General features: G+C 33.1%; 15 protein-coding genes. 7 read left to right on the top strand and 8 right to left on the bottom strand.

Annotation, left to right across the window (positions count from 1 at the left end):
• The first annotated feature begins 124 nt into the window (after nucleotides 1-124).
• The 7 genes from ribE to CSUIS19072_RS03205 all read left to right on the top strand — a co-directional run bounded on the left by ribE (nucleotide 125) and on the right by CSUIS19072_RS03205 (nucleotide 4,548).
• Nucleotides 125-736, top strand: coding sequence for a riboflavin synthase (ribE, locus tag CSUIS19072_RS03235; RefSeq protein ID WP_086237273.1), 612 nt, complete (start codon nucleotides 125-127; stop codon nucleotides 734-736).
• Entirely contained in the window at nucleotides 720-1,394 is a 675-nt protein-coding gene (gene pgeF, locus CSUIS19072_RS03230) for a peptidoglycan editing factor PgeF (protein WP_086237021.1), read from the top strand. Before ribE ends, pgeF begins: the two co-directional genes overlap by 17 nt.
• A gap of 2 nt (nucleotides 1,395-1,396) precedes the next feature.
• Complete coding sequence (locus tag CSUIS19072_RS03225; RefSeq protein ID WP_086237022.1) at nucleotides 1,397-1,603, top strand: hypothetical protein; 207 nt, start codon at nucleotides 1,397-1,399, stop codon at nucleotides 1,601-1,603.
• 125 nt (nucleotides 1,604-1,728) lie between these two features.
• Nucleotides 1,729-2,502 carry a 30S ribosomal protein S2 gene (rpsB, locus tag CSUIS19072_RS03220; RefSeq protein WP_086237023.1) on the top strand — a complete coding sequence of 258 codons (774 nt, stop codon included), beginning with the start codon at nucleotides 1,729-1,731 and terminating at the stop codon, nucleotides 2,500-2,502.
• Nucleotides 2,502-3,566 (top strand): translation elongation factor Ts, encoded by a 1,065-nt coding sequence (tsf, locus tag CSUIS19072_RS03215; protein ID WP_086237024.1) that lies wholly within the window; start codon nucleotides 2,502-2,504, stop codon nucleotides 3,564-3,566. The genes rpsB and tsf overlap by 1 nt, the downstream gene beginning before the upstream one ends.
• A gap of 2 nt (nucleotides 3,567-3,568) precedes the next feature.
• On the top strand, nucleotides 3,569-4,204 hold the full coding sequence (locus CSUIS19072_RS03210) for an ABC transporter ATP-binding protein (RefSeq protein WP_086293437.1): 636 nt from the start codon (nucleotides 3,569-3,571) through the stop codon (nucleotides 4,202-4,204).
• 146 nt (nucleotides 4,205-4,350) lie between these two features.
• Nucleotides 4,351-4,548: a hypothetical protein gene (locus CSUIS19072_RS03205; RefSeq protein ID WP_086293435.1), complete on the top strand. Its 198-nt coding sequence runs from the start codon at nucleotides 4,351-4,353 to the stop codon at nucleotides 4,546-4,548.
• A gap of 171 nt (nucleotides 4,549-4,719) precedes the next feature.
• Here CSUIS19072_RS03205 and pglD read toward each other — a convergent pair whose 3' ends face one another.
• From pglD to CSUIS19072_RS03165, 8 genes are read right to left on the bottom strand one after another with little or no spacing between them, the layout of a single operon-like run.
• Nucleotides 4,720-5,304, bottom strand: a complete 585-nt coding sequence (pglD, locus tag CSUIS19072_RS03200; protein ID WP_086237027.1) for a UDP-N-acetylbacillosamine N-acetyltransferase — start codon at nucleotides 5,302-5,304, stop codon at nucleotides 4,720-4,722.
• Nucleotides 5,291-5,896 carry an undecaprenyl phosphate N,N'-diacetylbacillosamine 1-phosphate transferase gene (gene pglC, locus CSUIS19072_RS03195; protein ID WP_086237028.1) on the bottom strand — a complete coding sequence of 202 codons (606 nt, stop codon included), beginning with the start codon at nucleotides 5,894-5,896 and terminating at the stop codon, nucleotides 5,291-5,293. The genes pglD and pglC overlap by 14 nt, the downstream gene beginning before the upstream one ends.
• Nucleotides 5,889-7,004 carry a N,N'-diacetylbacillosaminyl-diphospho-undecaprenol alpha-1,3-N-acetylgalactosaminyltransferase gene (pglA, locus tag CSUIS19072_RS03190; RefSeq protein ID WP_086237029.1) on the bottom strand — a complete coding sequence of 372 codons (1,116 nt, stop codon included), beginning with the start codon at nucleotides 7,002-7,004 and terminating at the stop codon, nucleotides 5,889-5,891. The genes pglC and pglA overlap by 8 nt, the downstream gene beginning before the upstream one ends.
• 4 nt (nucleotides 7,005-7,008) lie before the next feature.
• Nucleotides 7,009-9,099 (bottom strand): STT3 domain-containing protein, encoded by a 2,091-nt coding sequence (locus CSUIS19072_RS03185; RefSeq protein WP_086293433.1) that lies wholly within the window; start codon nucleotides 9,097-9,099, stop codon nucleotides 7,009-7,011.
• Complete coding sequence (pglJ, locus tag CSUIS19072_RS03180; RefSeq protein WP_086237031.1) at nucleotides 9,083-10,204, bottom strand: N-acetylgalactosamine-N,N'-diacetylbacillosaminyl-diphospho-undecaprenol 4-alpha-N-acetylgalactosaminyltransferase; 1,122 nt, start codon at nucleotides 10,202-10,204, stop codon at nucleotides 9,083-9,085. The genes CSUIS19072_RS03185 and pglJ overlap by 17 nt, the downstream gene beginning before the upstream one ends.
• The gene (locus CSUIS19072_RS03175; protein WP_236845283.1) at nucleotides 10,204-11,229 is read right to left on the bottom strand and encodes a glycosyltransferase; all 1,026 of its coding nucleotides are present in this window, start codon (nucleotides 11,227-11,229) and stop codon (nucleotides 10,204-10,206) included. The genes pglJ and CSUIS19072_RS03175 overlap by 1 nt, the downstream gene beginning before the upstream one ends.
• Nucleotides 11,230-11,234: 5 nt before the next feature.
• Nucleotides 11,235-12,275 (bottom strand): glycosyltransferase, encoded by a 1,041-nt coding sequence (locus CSUIS19072_RS03170; RefSeq protein ID WP_086237033.1) that lies wholly within the window; start codon nucleotides 12,273-12,275, stop codon nucleotides 11,235-11,237.
• On the bottom strand, nucleotides 12,272-13,774 hold the full coding sequence (locus CSUIS19072_RS03165; RefSeq protein WP_086293431.1) for a polysaccharide biosynthesis protein: 1,503 nt from the start codon (nucleotides 13,772-13,774) through the stop codon (nucleotides 12,272-12,274). Before CSUIS19072_RS03165 ends, CSUIS19072_RS03170 begins: the two co-directional genes overlap by 4 nt.
• Nucleotides 13,775-13,982: the final 208 nt, after the last annotated feature.

The raw sequence follows: 13,982 nt of genomic DNA, 5'->3' as shown, positions 1-13,982 counted from the left end.
GCCTTGTAATTTTTAGGGGCGATTTTACCTAATTTATAGTAAAAGATTTATAAATTGAATCTTGTATTTTTGGTTGAATTTAGAAAAAATAGCTATAATTTGGCTATTTAAATTTGGGGTGATTATGTTTAATGGTCTAATTCGTGAGATTGGCATTGTGCGTAGCTTTGATGGTAAAAATCTAAGCATAAAGGCTACTTATAAGCCAAATTTAGGTGATAGTATAGCTGTAAATGGCGCTTGCTTGAGTGTGACAAACATTGATAAAGATGGATTTGTAGTAGAATTAAGTAGCGAAAGTGCTAATATATTAGCCTTAGAAAATTATAAAGATAGGGTTCATATCGAGCCAGCTATGAGGATTGGCGATAGGATTGATGGGCATTTAATGCAAGGCCACATAGATGCAATTGGTGTGATAAAAAGCATTAAGAGATTACAAACTGGGGTGGATTTTATCATAGAATTGCCAAATGAAATTTTACATTTAGTTGCTAATAAAGGGGCTATCGGAGTTGAGGGTGTGAGCTTAACCATTAATGATATTAGCTCAAATTTAATGCGTCTAACCCTAATCCCTATAAGTATGAAAGATACGCTATTTGGAGAGTTTAAAGTAGGTAGGAGAGTTCATATAGAAAGTGATATTTTAGCTCGTTATATTGATAGAATTTTAAACTCAAAAAGCCAAGCTCTTACTTGGCAAAAGGCTGATTTTTATGCTAGTATCTATTGATGATGATAAAATAATTGCTGGATTTACAACTAAATTTGGCGGAGTTAGCAATGGAGTTTATGAGAGTTTGAATTTAGCTTATCATGTCGGCGATAGTAGCCAAAATGTAAGGCAAAATAGAGATATTCTAGCTAGTAAAATTGGGGCTAAAAATTTAATTTTTATGGAGCAGATACACTCTGATTTTGTGATGGAGTATAGTGGATTAAATTTGCCACCTTGTGATGCGATTTTTACCCATTTAAAGGGCGTTGGGATTTGTGCTATGGTGGCTGATTGTGCTGCGGTTTTGCTCTATGATAAAAAGCTAGGTGTAGTTGCTGCTATCCACGCTGGTAGGGCTGGAGTAGTATCAAAAATAGTTAGCAAAACTATCGATAAAATGGGCTCAAACCCTAAAAATATAAAAGCCATAGTCGGACCAAATATCAAAAAAAATTGCTATGAGATAGGGGATTTGGATCTTGGGGAATTTAATAAATTTAAAGATAATGCTAAATTTGATATAAATGGGGCTTTGAGAGCTGAGCTTAATACTCTTGGGGTGGTAGATTATGAATTTAGCGATATTTGCAACCATTGCGATGAGAGATTTTACTCATATAGAAGGGATAAAATCACAGGTAGATTTGCTGGATTTATAATGTTAAAGGGGTGAAAATGTATGAGAGATATACAGATATAGAGCTTTTAAAAATTTCGCAAAATGCTAGAAATTATGGATTAGAATTTGGAGAAAATATCGCACTTTTAGAGCTATTTTTCAAGGCTAAAAATTTCGAAATTCAAGGCGATGATTTAGAAAAAATCGCCCAAATATTTAACTCATTAGAAAATATAAAAGAGAAATTCCAACTCAGCAAATAATAAGTTAAATTTAGATAGAATGCCACCTTCATTTCACATACGCTAATCCTTGTTTAGTTGCAGCAAATGCCGCTGTTAAGGAGCGTAGAGGGAATAAACTAAATTTAATTTTTAAGGAGAAACTCATGGTAACTATGAGAGATTTACTAGAGTGCGGTGTGCATTTTGGTCACCAAACAAGACGCTGGAATCCAAAGATGAAAAAATTCATTTTTGGCGAGAGAAAAGGCATTTATATAATAGATTTACAAAAAACTATTAGATATTTTAGATACACATATAATATAGTAAGAGACGCCGCAGCTGAAGGCAAAACTATACTATTTGTCGGCACTAAAAAACAAGCTGGTATCGCAGTAAAAGAGTATGCTGAAAAATGCGGTATGCCATATGTAAATCACAGATGGCTTGGTGGTATGATGACGAATTTTGGGACAATTAGACAATCTATAAGAAAGCTTGAAGTTATAGAAGCTATGGAAGAAGATGGCTCTATAAATTTATTAACTAAAAAAGAAGCCCTAATGCTTCGCCGTAAAAAAGAGAAATTAATCGCAACTCTAGGCGGTATTAGAAATATAAAAACACTTCCTGATATGATATTTGTAATCGATACAGTAAAAGAGAAGATCGCCATTGCAGAAGCTAACAAATTGAAAATACCAGTTGTAGCACCAATCGATACAAACTGCGACCCAGATATTATCGACTACCCAATTCCAGGCAATGATGATGCGATAAGGAGCGTTCAACTATTCTGCCAAGAGATGGCTGAAGCGATAAATGAAGGTAAGGCTCTAAGAGATCAAGATGAGACCATAGAAGAGATAGAAGCTCCAACTCAAGAAGAGAAAGATGAAGTATTAGCAGAAGCTATGTTTGAAAGCGAGGAAGAGTAATGGAAATTAGCGCAGGTATGGTAAAAGAGCTCCGTGAAAGCACCGGAGCTGGTATGATGGACTGCAAAAAGGCTCTTCAAGAAGCTAATGGAGATATGGAAAAAGCAGTTGATATACTAAGAGAAAAAGGTCTTGGTAAGGCTGCTAAAAAGGCTGATCGCCTAGCTAGTGAAGGTCTTGTAAGTGTGGTTGTAAGTGATGATAATAAAACAGCAACTATCACAGAGATTAACTCTGAAACTGACTTTGTGGCTAAAAATGCAACCTTTGTCGATCTAGTTAAAAATACAACTCTTCATGTACAGACAAACTCAATCACTACAGTTGATGAGCTAAAAGAGTCTAGCATAGGCGGAGTTAAATTTGAAGAGTATTTCCAAAGCCAAATCGCAACTATCGGCGAAAATTTAGTTGTAAGAAGATTTGAAACTATCAAAGTTAGTAAAAATGGGATTGTAGCTGGATATATCCACTCAAATAGCCGTGTGGGCGTTCTTATTGGTGCGGCTTGTGATTCTGAAGAGACAGCTAGTAAAATCCACGATTTCTTAAGAAATCTTTGTATGCACGCAGCTGCTATGAAGCCTCAAGTCATCAGCTATAAAGAGTTTGACCCTGAATTTATAGAAAAAGAGTATCTAGCTCTTAAAGGTGAGCTTGAAAAAGAAAACGAAGAGCTAGTTCGCCTTAAAAAGCCACTTCACAAAATACCAGAATTTGCTAGCCGTGCTCAATTAAGCGATGAAGTAATAGCTAGAGCAACTGAGAATTTAAAAGAAGAGCTAAGAAAACAAGGCAAACCTGAAGCCATCTGGGATAAAATCCTTCCAGGTCAAATCGATAGATATATAGCAGATAATACTCAATTAGACCAACGACTTACTCTTTTAGGGCAATTCTATGTAATGGATGATAAAAAAACTATTGAGCAAGTTATCACTGAAGAGGCTAAAAAACTTGGCGGTCAAATAGAAATCGTAAGCTATGTAAGATTTGAAGTAGGTGAAGGTCTAGAGAAAAAGAGCGAAGACTTTGCAGCTGAAGTAGCCGCTCAAATGGCTTAATAATGCTAAAAGCGTTGAATTTATCTCATAAATTTGACTATCAGCTTTTTAATAATATAAACTTAGATATAAAACCAGCTACCACCACCGCTATTATGGGGGTAAGTGGTAGCGGTAAATCTACAATTTTACACATTCTATCCACCCTTTTAAAACCAGTTAGCGGTGAAGTTATATACAATGATAAATCGCTTTATAATCTAACTAGCGATGAGCTTTTAAAAATTCGCAGATATGACTTTGGCATTATCTTTCAAGCACACTATCTATTTAAGGGGTTTAATGGGTTTGAAAATATCGAGCTTGCTACAATACTAAGCGGTCAAAAAATAGAAGCAAAACTATTAAAAGCTCTAAATATAGATAAGGTAATAAATCAAAAAATAGGCGAACTTAGCGGCGGACAGCAACAAAGAGTTAGTATCGCTAGAGTTTTAGCTAAAAAACCTAAAATAATATTTGCAGATGAGCCAACTGGAAATTTAGATCAAATAACCGCTAAAGAGGTAATGAGCGTAATATTTGACTATGTAAAGAGCAATGAAGCTGCTTTGGTATTAGTAACTCACGATGAATATATGGCTAAATTATGCGATGATAGCTATCAATTAGCTAACTACACTCTAACTAAAATTTGATAATTATTAGGTTTATTTATAATTTTTAATAGAAATATAATGTATCCTTTATTAATTCTTAAATATATTTTTAAAATCTATATATTTTAAGTATAATTTAATATATAAATAGATAATATTGTAAAAACTATTTTTAAGGATATAAAATGGTAAGAATGACAATGCTTCAACATGCTTGTGTGCCAAAGGAGCTTCATCAAACATATGATCTATTAAAAATACTAGAAAAACAAGAGGAAGGGAAAAAAGATAATAAAGATGATAAAATCAAAGTTGAACTTAGTAGTAGTACGATAAATCAAACTACTATTAATAGCGATAATAAGCTAGATATTTTGGCTTAATATATAAATTTATAATTTATAGCGATTATCTATCTATAAATTATAAGATTTAAATTAGCAATATTATAAATTTTATTTATAAAGCTTTGTAAAAAAATAGAGCTAAAAGCTTGGATTACCAAACCCAATAATCCAGCCTAAGCTACCAAATAGATTAAATCACGCATAAATTTATCTTTTTACTACCCTGCATGGATTTCCATAGGCTAAGCTACCTTCTAAAATATCTTTAACTACGACACTTCCAGCACCTATGACTATATCTTGCTTTATTTTAATCCCTTGAATTACGCTACTTCCTATCCCTATCCACGATCGTTTGCCAACGCTTACAGCACCGGCTATAGCTACCCCTGGGCAGATATGAGCAAAATCATCTATTAGACAATCATGCTCTATTATAGCACCGCTATTTACGATAACTCCACTTCCAATTACGCTATTAGCATTTATTATCGCTCCTGGCATAACCACGCTTCCAACGCCGATTTTAACACTATTAGATATGATGGCTGTAGGGTGGATTAGCGTAATTAACTCAAATCCGCTTGATAAAACCAAATTTTGTACTCTCGCTCTAGCCTCAGCATTGCCAATAGCGATTATAACTGGATATTTTGGTAGATTTGGGCTAAATTTCAATCCATCATTATCATCTAAAAATATCAAATTCTCATATCCATTTGCCCTAGCAATATCAGCTACGACCTTAGCATGACCGCCATTGCCATAGATATAAAGGCTAGTTGCAGCCATTGAATTTCTCCGTAGTTGCCATACCATCTTTATTTACTCCATCTTTTTTTATCACCTTTTTGATGGTTTGTATGGCGATTTTTATATCTAAAAATAAGCTTAAATTATCAGCATAAAATGTATCAAATTTAAATTTCTCCCCCCAGCTTATAGCGTTTCGCCCATTTACTTGAGCTAGACCTGTGATACCTGGACGGACATTATGGCGGCGTTTTTGCTCCTTTGAGTATAGCGGTAGATACTCGACTAAAAGCGGTCTAGGTCCTATAAAGCTCATATCGCCTTTTAATACATTAAAAAGTTGTGGTAGCTCATCTATGCTAAGCGCTCTAATCTTTTTGCCAAATTTGCCAAGGCGAATCTCATCGCTTAGCAAATTCCCATCACTATCTCTCTCATCACTCATTGAGCGAAATTTGTAAATTTTAAATATCTTTTCATCCTTGCCAGGACGAGACTGGGTAAATATCACAGGAGAGCCAAGCTCTCTTTTGATAGCAAAACAGGCCCATATCATCACAGGCAAGGTCAAAATAATCAAAATCAAAGCACCCAAAATATCAAATACTCTTTTAAAAAAATATCTATACACCTGCTAATGCCTTATAAAATTTAATATATTTTGTTGTTATAAGAGGTTGATTATAATTAGCCAATACTATATCTCTAGCATTTTTACCCATCTTAGTAGCTAATAAGCTATCATCTAAAAGAGTTGCTATCTTATTTGCTAAATCGACTGGATCTCTTATCTTGCAAATTAAGCCACTAACGCCATCATCTATAGCCTCCACGCATCCATCGCAGTTGCTTACAACTGATGGTTTAGCCATACTCATAGCCTCTAAAATAGTGCGAGCAAACCCCTCTTTATAACTTGGCAAAACAAACATATAGCAAGATACTAGCATATTTGCTATCTCATCACTCCAGCTTATGTGGGTTACATTGGTGCTAGATAAAAAGCTCTCATCAATGCTTGATGGATTATTAGGGTCGCTTGAGCCTACAAATACAAATTGACAATCATCTCTATCTTTTAATATCCTAGCTGCTTGGTAAAACTCCATAACACCTTTATCTTTTAATGCTCTAGCTACCATTAATATAATTTTTTTATCGCTATTAAAGTTATATGGATTGAGAATTTGTGGGTTAAATTTATTTGCATCCACGCCTACGCTTTTTATGCGAATGACCTTACTCTTTGGGATTAGATGATGATTTAGCATATAGTTTGGATCTGAATCATTAACAAAAATTGTAGCATTTGAGAGTCTAAAAGTGATAAAATATAGGATTTCAATAATATATCTAACAGCTATATTTTTAAATGAATTTGATGTGTAAAAGCTACCTAGCCCTTCAACTAAATTTACTATATATTTTATACCAGCTCTTTTAGCGGCTAGTGTGCCAAATATATTTGATTTGTGAGCTGAAGTTTGGATTAAATCCAAATTTAATGATTTTAATAATTTTGTTAAATTTTTTGTATCTTTAAACACCCTAAATGGATTTAAACTAGCCTTATCAATATCATAATTTATAAGCCTAAATTCCGCTTTAATCAGCTCATTATAACTACCCTTTGGCACAATAGCGATCACCTCATGCCCTAAATCCTTTAAAGCTTGCATAATAGGCAATCTAAAGTGATATATACTCATATCTGAATGGGATAAAAATCCTATTTTCATAGTGCTACCTTTTTAATTTATATACCTTAGCAGTTGGGTCTAATATCACAGGCTCAAATGGCGTTTTTTCATAATTCTCAAGCACATAAAGCTGGATAAAAGTGCTATTAAACATCTCCTTATCAAGCAAGATAAATCGCCCATAATCAACCATATAAATCAGATAAATATCAGCTAGATTATCTATATTGTGTATGCTCTTACTAAGTTTCATATTCTCATCATATTTGGTTTCTATGTAGCTATTTACTCTAAATTTTTGACCATTTAAATCGATATAGGTGGCGTCATTTGAGATTATTATCCCATTATTTAGAGCAATTCCATCTTTTATTTGAGTGAAATTTGTAGCCACTACAAAGAACGGATCGGCCCACTCCTTGCCATTTAATAGATCCAAACGAGAAAATTTGCTAACTATAGGGAATATTCCTAGCATTCTATCTGGCAAAAAGTAGTATATATCGCGACTTTTTTGCGGTAGATTAAATTTATCAATTTTAATATCGCTTAAAAATTTAGTTAAATCACTATAGTTATAATCTTTTAAGATTTGCTCTAAATTTTTGCCACCATAATCCTTCTCATAGCCCATTTGTGTATATTCTACCTCAAGTCTAGCCATATTGGCTGAGCTACTTGGTGGCATAGTTAGAGCATAACTAACTGCGTAATTCTCCCTGCCTAAATGCTTTCCACCATCAATTAGCGTCTTTGTATCGCTATAATATCTAATCACATATCCATAATCCCACCAAGCTAAGGTATAATCCTCCCTATCAGCTACCTTGCCTAATCTATCTAAAACGCTTACTTCTGTATTAAATAGCACACTTGATGGCTTATAATAATATATGTGTACAAGCGATGGGATTAGGGCTAAAACGCTTATAATCCCAGCTATTAAATTTAATCTTTTAACTTTTAATCTCTCAAGCATATAAAAAAGCAAAAATCCAAATCCCATAGCTATAATCGGAACCGCATAAATAGTAAATCTCAACCCACCCTTAAGAGCTAAAAAGCCAAGTCCAACCATAGGAATAGCTACTAAAAAAATCTTAAATTTCCTACAAAGAAGTATATACCCTATCACCCCAGCGATAAATATAATCCAATGTCCGCTAATCCTTTGAGTAAATAGCCCTAAATCTATTCTACCTGATTCCATAATAGTCTGATTGACATTATAAAAATAAAATTCAACCGAACTACTATCTCCAAGACTTCTAAATAGATAAAATTTAGCTTGAAACCATATAGGATTTAATCCACCAAAGATCACAAAAAGCGATAAAACCAGCACAAAAAGCAAGCTCATCACCCTAAAATTTAGCAAATTTGACCTAAAATATATAAGCCCAAATAGCCCCAAAATCAAAGCCAATCTAAGCATATACCAAGCCGCACTAATAGCTAAAATCATAAATAAAATAGCCTGGTAATTACGCAAATTTTTACGCTCAAAAATCAGAGTATAAATAGCATAAAATATACTCATACCAACGCATAAAGTATAGCTAGATGGATACCACCAATTATACACTAGCATTGAAAAAGCGATGATTAAAAAAGATATTAAATCCCCTTTAAAGTGTAGCCTAATTAACCCCCAAATAGTAAAAAGCGGTAAAACGATAACAAGCATATCCGTATCATAATACCCAGCCATTGTGCGATTATAGTAGCTATTTGCGATAGAGCCAAGCAAACTAGCGACAAAAAACGCCTTAGCATAGCCAAATTCCCTACCTATTAATATCATCGGAATTACAATAAGTGAAGATAAAAATATACTTAAATACAATATAATTGTCTCTAGGCTAAATGGCAAAATTTTAGCTAATAAAAAAGTCAAGGTAGAAAGCGGTGCTCCATAGTAGCTAAGGTCATTTGGCTGATGAAAACCAGCTATCATATCCCTAGCACCCTCAGCATAAGCGTAGCCATCATTTGTACTTATCATTAATTGGTTATTCCATATAAAATCGCTATAGCTACTTGCCCATATCACCCACTCCATTCTGCATAATAAAGCAAAGAAATAGGCTATTAAAATAAATATTGTAATTTGGTATCTATTTAAAATTTGCATATATTGCCTCTAACTCATCTATAAGATTTTTTGCTACTATCTTTTTATCAAATTCTCTAGCCCTTATAATAGCGTTTTTTTCATAATATTTGACAAAATCTGGCTCATCGATCGCCCTTTGCATAGCCTCTTGCGTTGCTTTTTGATCGCCAGTAGGCACAAGATAGCCCCATTGATTATCCCCAATTAGCTCTCTAGCACCGCTTTTATGATCGCTTGAAATTACTAATTTTTCACACGCTAAGGCTTCTATTAAAGCATTTGAAAATCCTTCAAATAAGCTTACAAAGACAAAAGCATAGCATTTTGCCATATATTTATATGGATTGTTATCAAATCCTAGCAAAAATACTCTATTTTCTAAATTCAACTCCCTTATCAACGCTTCTAATTTACCCCGTAAAACTCCATCGCCTAAGATAATTAGCGATTTATCGCAGTTTTTTAATCCCGCATAAGCTTTGATTAAAAGCTCATGATTTTTCCCACTATCTAATCTTCCCACACTTAGGAAAAACTCCTCCTTAAACTCAACTAACTCACTAGCTTTTTTTTGAATATCTTCAATGTCAATTGCGTTATAAAGCACTTTCATCTTATCCTTGCTAATGCCAAAATTATCGCTTAAATCACTTAAATTCCCAAGGCTATTTGGATAGATGAAATCCGCCTTTGGATATAGCCATCTAAGTAAAAATTTGCTTATTTTAGACTTTAGAGTATTACTCGCATACAACACAGATGGGGTGGAGCACTCATTTAATACCAAGGGCTTTTTATCCCCAAAAATCCTAGCCAAAGCCGCTACATAGCAGGGGCGATTCATCCATACAAAGTGCAAGTTAGTCCCAAGCTCATCGCATAATTTTTTATATTTTAAAGCCAAAAATGGAAGTTTAGCAAATTTCAAAAATCCATTTTCAAATGGCTTTGAATTCTCCAAATAACAGATTTTAACAGAGTGAGGAATTTTATATGATATTGTATTATTCATCAAAACCAGATATACCTCATATCGCTTTATAAGCTCATTAAGTAGATTTGAGACCACTCTTTCAGCCCCACCGCCAGCCATTGAGTAGATAAATAGAGAGATTTTTTTCATTATTTTCCTTTTAACTCTTTGATTAGCTCCTCCCATTTAAGGACTATGCTTTGTGAGGAAAACCTATCTAAATTTATATTTTTTACTAAATTTTCTCTTAAATTTTCATCTTTAATCGCCCTTATGATAGAGTTGCTTAGTGCCTTTGGGCTAAAATCTTTAGCTATTAAAGCATCTATGTTATCACGCAATATCTCTAAAGCCCCAGCCGTTGGAGTGCTAATCCTAACTACTCCATAAGCTCCAGCCTCATTTAATACATTACCAAATGCCTCGCTAAGGCTAGGCAAAACCAAAATCTCTGCTCTTTGATATAGCTCTTCTATCTTGCTAATATGCCCTAAAAATTCAATATCTAGCCCCAAATTTTTAGCCTTTAGCTCAAGCTTTTTACGCTCACTACCATCTCCAGCGATTATAATCTTATACCCATTTAAAAGATTTTTATCTATTAAAGCAAGTGCTTCTAAATATAAATCATACCCCTTTACAGGCTCAAGCCTTCCCACGCTTAGGATTAGTTTCTCCTTTTTAATGCTATTTTGAGCTTTGAGATATAGCGGATTATATATAATTTTGCAATTTTTAACAAAATTATAATACTCCTTATCTACCTTGCTAAGCACTACTAAAGCATCGCAAAATCTATAGCTAATATCTCGTATTTTACGCCAAATTCGTGATTTTAGCAGATTATAACTAACATGCTCAGTAGCTATAATTTTAGGCTTTAAAAAGATAGTTGAGATAATCAAATTTATATTTGTTTGATCCATAAATGAGATGATTATATCAGGATTGCTCTTTTTTACATAGGCTCGGATTTTTAAAAATTTGCTAAATTTGCTTAGATAACTTCTATTTTCATAGATATTTAAATGCGTTAATTTACCGCTAATTTTATATAAATTTAAGTTCTCTTCAAAATAAATAGTCTCTATTTGATGATTTTTGCCAAGCTCACAGCTTAAAAGCTCCACCACCCTCTCAGCACCGCCATTTCTAAGAGCTGATATTACTAGCATTATTTTCACTTTATCGCCTTATTTATGAGATTTAGCCAATCTTGATAGATATTTTCTAAGCCAAATTTCGCCCTACTATTAAAGCCATTTTTTGCTAATTTATCTCTTAAATTCTCATCATTTATAACCAAATTTAACTTCTTAGCTAAGCTTTTAGGGCTAAAATCATCACTTATCAATCCATCTTCGCCATCGCAAATTAGCTCACAAGCCCCGATTGTAGGCGTAGCAACTCTAGCAACTTTATAAAAACAAGCCTCTATCAAAGCATTGCCAAGTCCTTCATTTCGTGAGCTAGATACTATGATTTTAGCTCGTTTATAGTGGCTTTGAATATCGCTAATTCTACCTAAAAATTTAATTTTATCACTACTAAACTCATCTTTTAATCTCTTAAACTCACCGCCATCGCCACAAATCTCAACTGCGTAATTGCCCAAATTACAATATTTAAGCGAATTTAAAAATATATCGCACCCCTTTATATTTTCCAATCTCCCTACAAATAGTATTAAATTCTCCTTTCTATCTTGACTTTTCCCATCAATATCGCCAAAAAATGGATTATATATCACAGATCTATTTTTCACATAGCTATAATATTGATAATCACTCCTACTAAGCACAGATAGCCCATCGCAAAGCGGATATAAGAGTCTTTTAGCTATTTTCCACTTCCAAGACAAAAGGCTATGATGGCTATGCTCGGTGATTATTAATCTTTGCTTTGAGCCTAAATTTGCCATCAAACAAAGCAAATTTGTGCTATCCATAAAGCTTATTATAATATCATACTTACTACTTTTAAAAATCTTTCTAAGAGCAAAAATCTTGCTAAATCGCTTTTTTAAATTTACCAAAAATCCGCCATTTAAAGCGGGTAAATTTATAATTTTAATACTTTTTTCAATCTCATAAAATGGCTTTTGATTATCAAATTTAATAATATCCACGCTATACTCATAGCTTAAGCGATTTGCTATTAGGCTAAGCACCCTCTCAGCACCGCCAAATCCAAGCGTAGTTATAACAAATCCAACTCTCAAAATCTCCCCCTAATCTTGCTTATCAAACTCGCCCTTTCCTTGCTACTAAGTATCATCACAAAAGCGATTAAATATCCAAAAATCAAAATAAAACCAAAATATAGTAAAAAATCAAACCAATTAGCGATATTTATCATATTTGAAACCGGATAGATAATAGCTACAATCAAAGCAAATACCATAAGATTTTTAAAATAAATAGGATAAAATGAGCCTAGCTTAAGACCTAAATTTGCCCCAGCATTAGCAATGTCAAATAGCGTAATCTTAAGCACAATTCCAACACTAATAGATATAGCTATCTCCTTTAACCCAAACTCAAAAAATATTAATCCAATAATTTGAATGCAAAATACACAAATAGCCATAAATAGCGTTACTAAAGCTGGTCGCTTAAGCTTATCTGTGATTAAATTTATACTAATTAGTGGTCTAGAACTAGCAAAAACAATAGATGGTAAAAGCGATATTAATACCAGCTCATAGATATACTCTATCTGGCTTAAACTCTTAAAAGGTAGCCAAAGCCTATAAAACTCATCAGCCAAAACCATAAAAACCGCAATCGGTGGCAACGCTATAAAACTTATGCTTTTAAGGGCTAAAATCACCTCATCTCTAAGCGGTTTATTATCTGAGTGTAGCTTAATAAATCGTGGATTCCAAGCCACTGCTGTTGTGATGACAAAGCTCTCAATAATCATAGTTACAGACCTTGATAGAGCCAAAATCCCCATACTAATAGCACTAATAAAGATATTAACTAAAAGCAAACTAACCCCGCTTAATAGCACCTGACTAAGCATATTTAAGCTATTAAATAGCCCACTTCTAGCTAGAACTTTGATGAATTTAATCCTAAAATATTTAGGGGCAAATTTCAGATTTAATCCAAATTTGCGGTTTAAAAATAGAGCGCTAAAAAATACAAAAATCGATGATATTAAAGCCGCCACCGCAGTATAATATATCATCGCATCAAAAAGATAAAATAACAAAAGAACGCTCATAGCATATATAGCAGTAGATATAGCATTTCTAATCGAGATTAGATACATCTGATTTTTGATAAAGGCATGAACGCTAAAAATAGCATTAAATAACCCAATACTAAAATTGACAAAATATATCGCCATAGTCATTCTAACATCGCTTAAAAGAGCATTTGAGATATTTATTATGGATTGAATTTCAATCAAAAATATAATTGATATAAAAGCTATAATAAGACTAAATCCAAAATTAGCCATCAAAACAGAGCTATAAAATTTAGAAGCTTTGATGAAGTTGCCCTTATGATATTCACAAGCGATAAATCTACTAGCTACGGAGTTGATTACAAGAGTAAGGATAAATCCGTAATTTACAAGCGAATTTGCCAAAGCTAAAAATCCATACGCCTCATCGCCTAAAACCTTTAAAATATACGGGGTTAAAAAGAAATTAATAGCCGTTTGCAAAGCAAAAACGACTATGGTAGTTAGCAAATTTAAATACATCTATTTAAGCGATATTTGCGAAATAAAATAAAATTTAACTGCCATAATTTTCCTTAAAAATTTATCTTTTGCATTTTAGCTAAATTTAGATAATTGATTGCTTATAATATTAATTTTAAAATCTTAATTTCATTTAAAGAGATGGTAAATTTAAGCCAAAATCCACATTTGATTTAAAAAGATTAATTTTTTACAATTATATATTAGA

The organism is Campylobacter sp. RM19072, from assembly GCF_024723485.1.
Classification (GTDB): domain Bacteria; phylum Campylobacterota; class Campylobacteria; order Campylobacterales; family Campylobacteraceae; genus Campylobacter; species Campylobacter porcelli.
This window is presented reverse-complemented; position numbering and strand designations above follow the sequence as displayed.

Excerpts from the sequence above, each read along its gene's own strand:
- CSUIS19072_RS03175 (WP_236845283.1), bottom strand. The coding sequence starts at position 11,229 with ATGCTAGTAATATCAGCTCTTAGAAATGGCGGTGCTGAGAGGGTGGTG.
- CSUIS19072_RS03165 (WP_086293431.1), bottom strand. The coding sequence starts at position 13,774 with ATGTATTTAAATTTGCTAACTACCATAGTCGTTTTTGCTTTGCAAACG.
- pglD (WP_086237027.1), bottom strand. The coding sequence starts at position 5,304 with ATGGCTGCAACTAGCCTTTATATCTATGGCAATGGCGGTCATGCTAAG.
- pgeF (WP_086237021.1), top strand. The coding sequence starts at position 720 with ATGCTAGTATCTATTGATGATGATAAAATAATTGCTGGATTTACAACT.
- CSUIS19072_RS03205 (WP_086293435.1), top strand. The coding sequence starts at position 4,351 with ATGGTAAGAATGACAATGCTTCAACATGCTTGTGTGCCAAAGGAGCTT.
- CSUIS19072_RS03210 (WP_086293437.1), top strand. The coding sequence starts at position 3,569 with ATGCTAAAAGCGTTGAATTTATCTCATAAATTTGACTATCAGCTTTTT.
- tsf (WP_086237024.1), top strand. The coding sequence starts at position 2,502 with ATGGAAATTAGCGCAGGTATGGTAAAAGAGCTCCGTGAAAGCACCGGA.
- pglA (WP_086237029.1), bottom strand. The coding sequence starts at position 7,004 with ATGAAAATAGGATTTTTATCCCATTCAGATATGAGTATATATCACTTT.
- ribE (WP_086237273.1), top strand. The coding sequence starts at position 125 with ATGTTTAATGGTCTAATTCGTGAGATTGGCATTGTGCGTAGCTTTGAT.
- CSUIS19072_RS03185 (WP_086293433.1), bottom strand. The coding sequence starts at position 9,099 with ATGCAAATTTTAAATAGATACCAAATTACAATATTTATTTTAATAGCC.
- rpsB (WP_086237023.1), top strand. The coding sequence starts at position 1,729 with ATGGTAACTATGAGAGATTTACTAGAGTGCGGTGTGCATTTTGGTCAC.
- CSUIS19072_RS03225 (WP_086237022.1), top strand. The coding sequence starts at position 1,397 with ATGTATGAGAGATATACAGATATAGAGCTTTTAAAAATTTCGCAAAAT.
- pglJ (WP_086237031.1), bottom strand. The coding sequence starts at position 10,204 with ATGAAAAAAATCTCTCTATTTATCTACTCAATGGCTGGCGGTGGGGCT.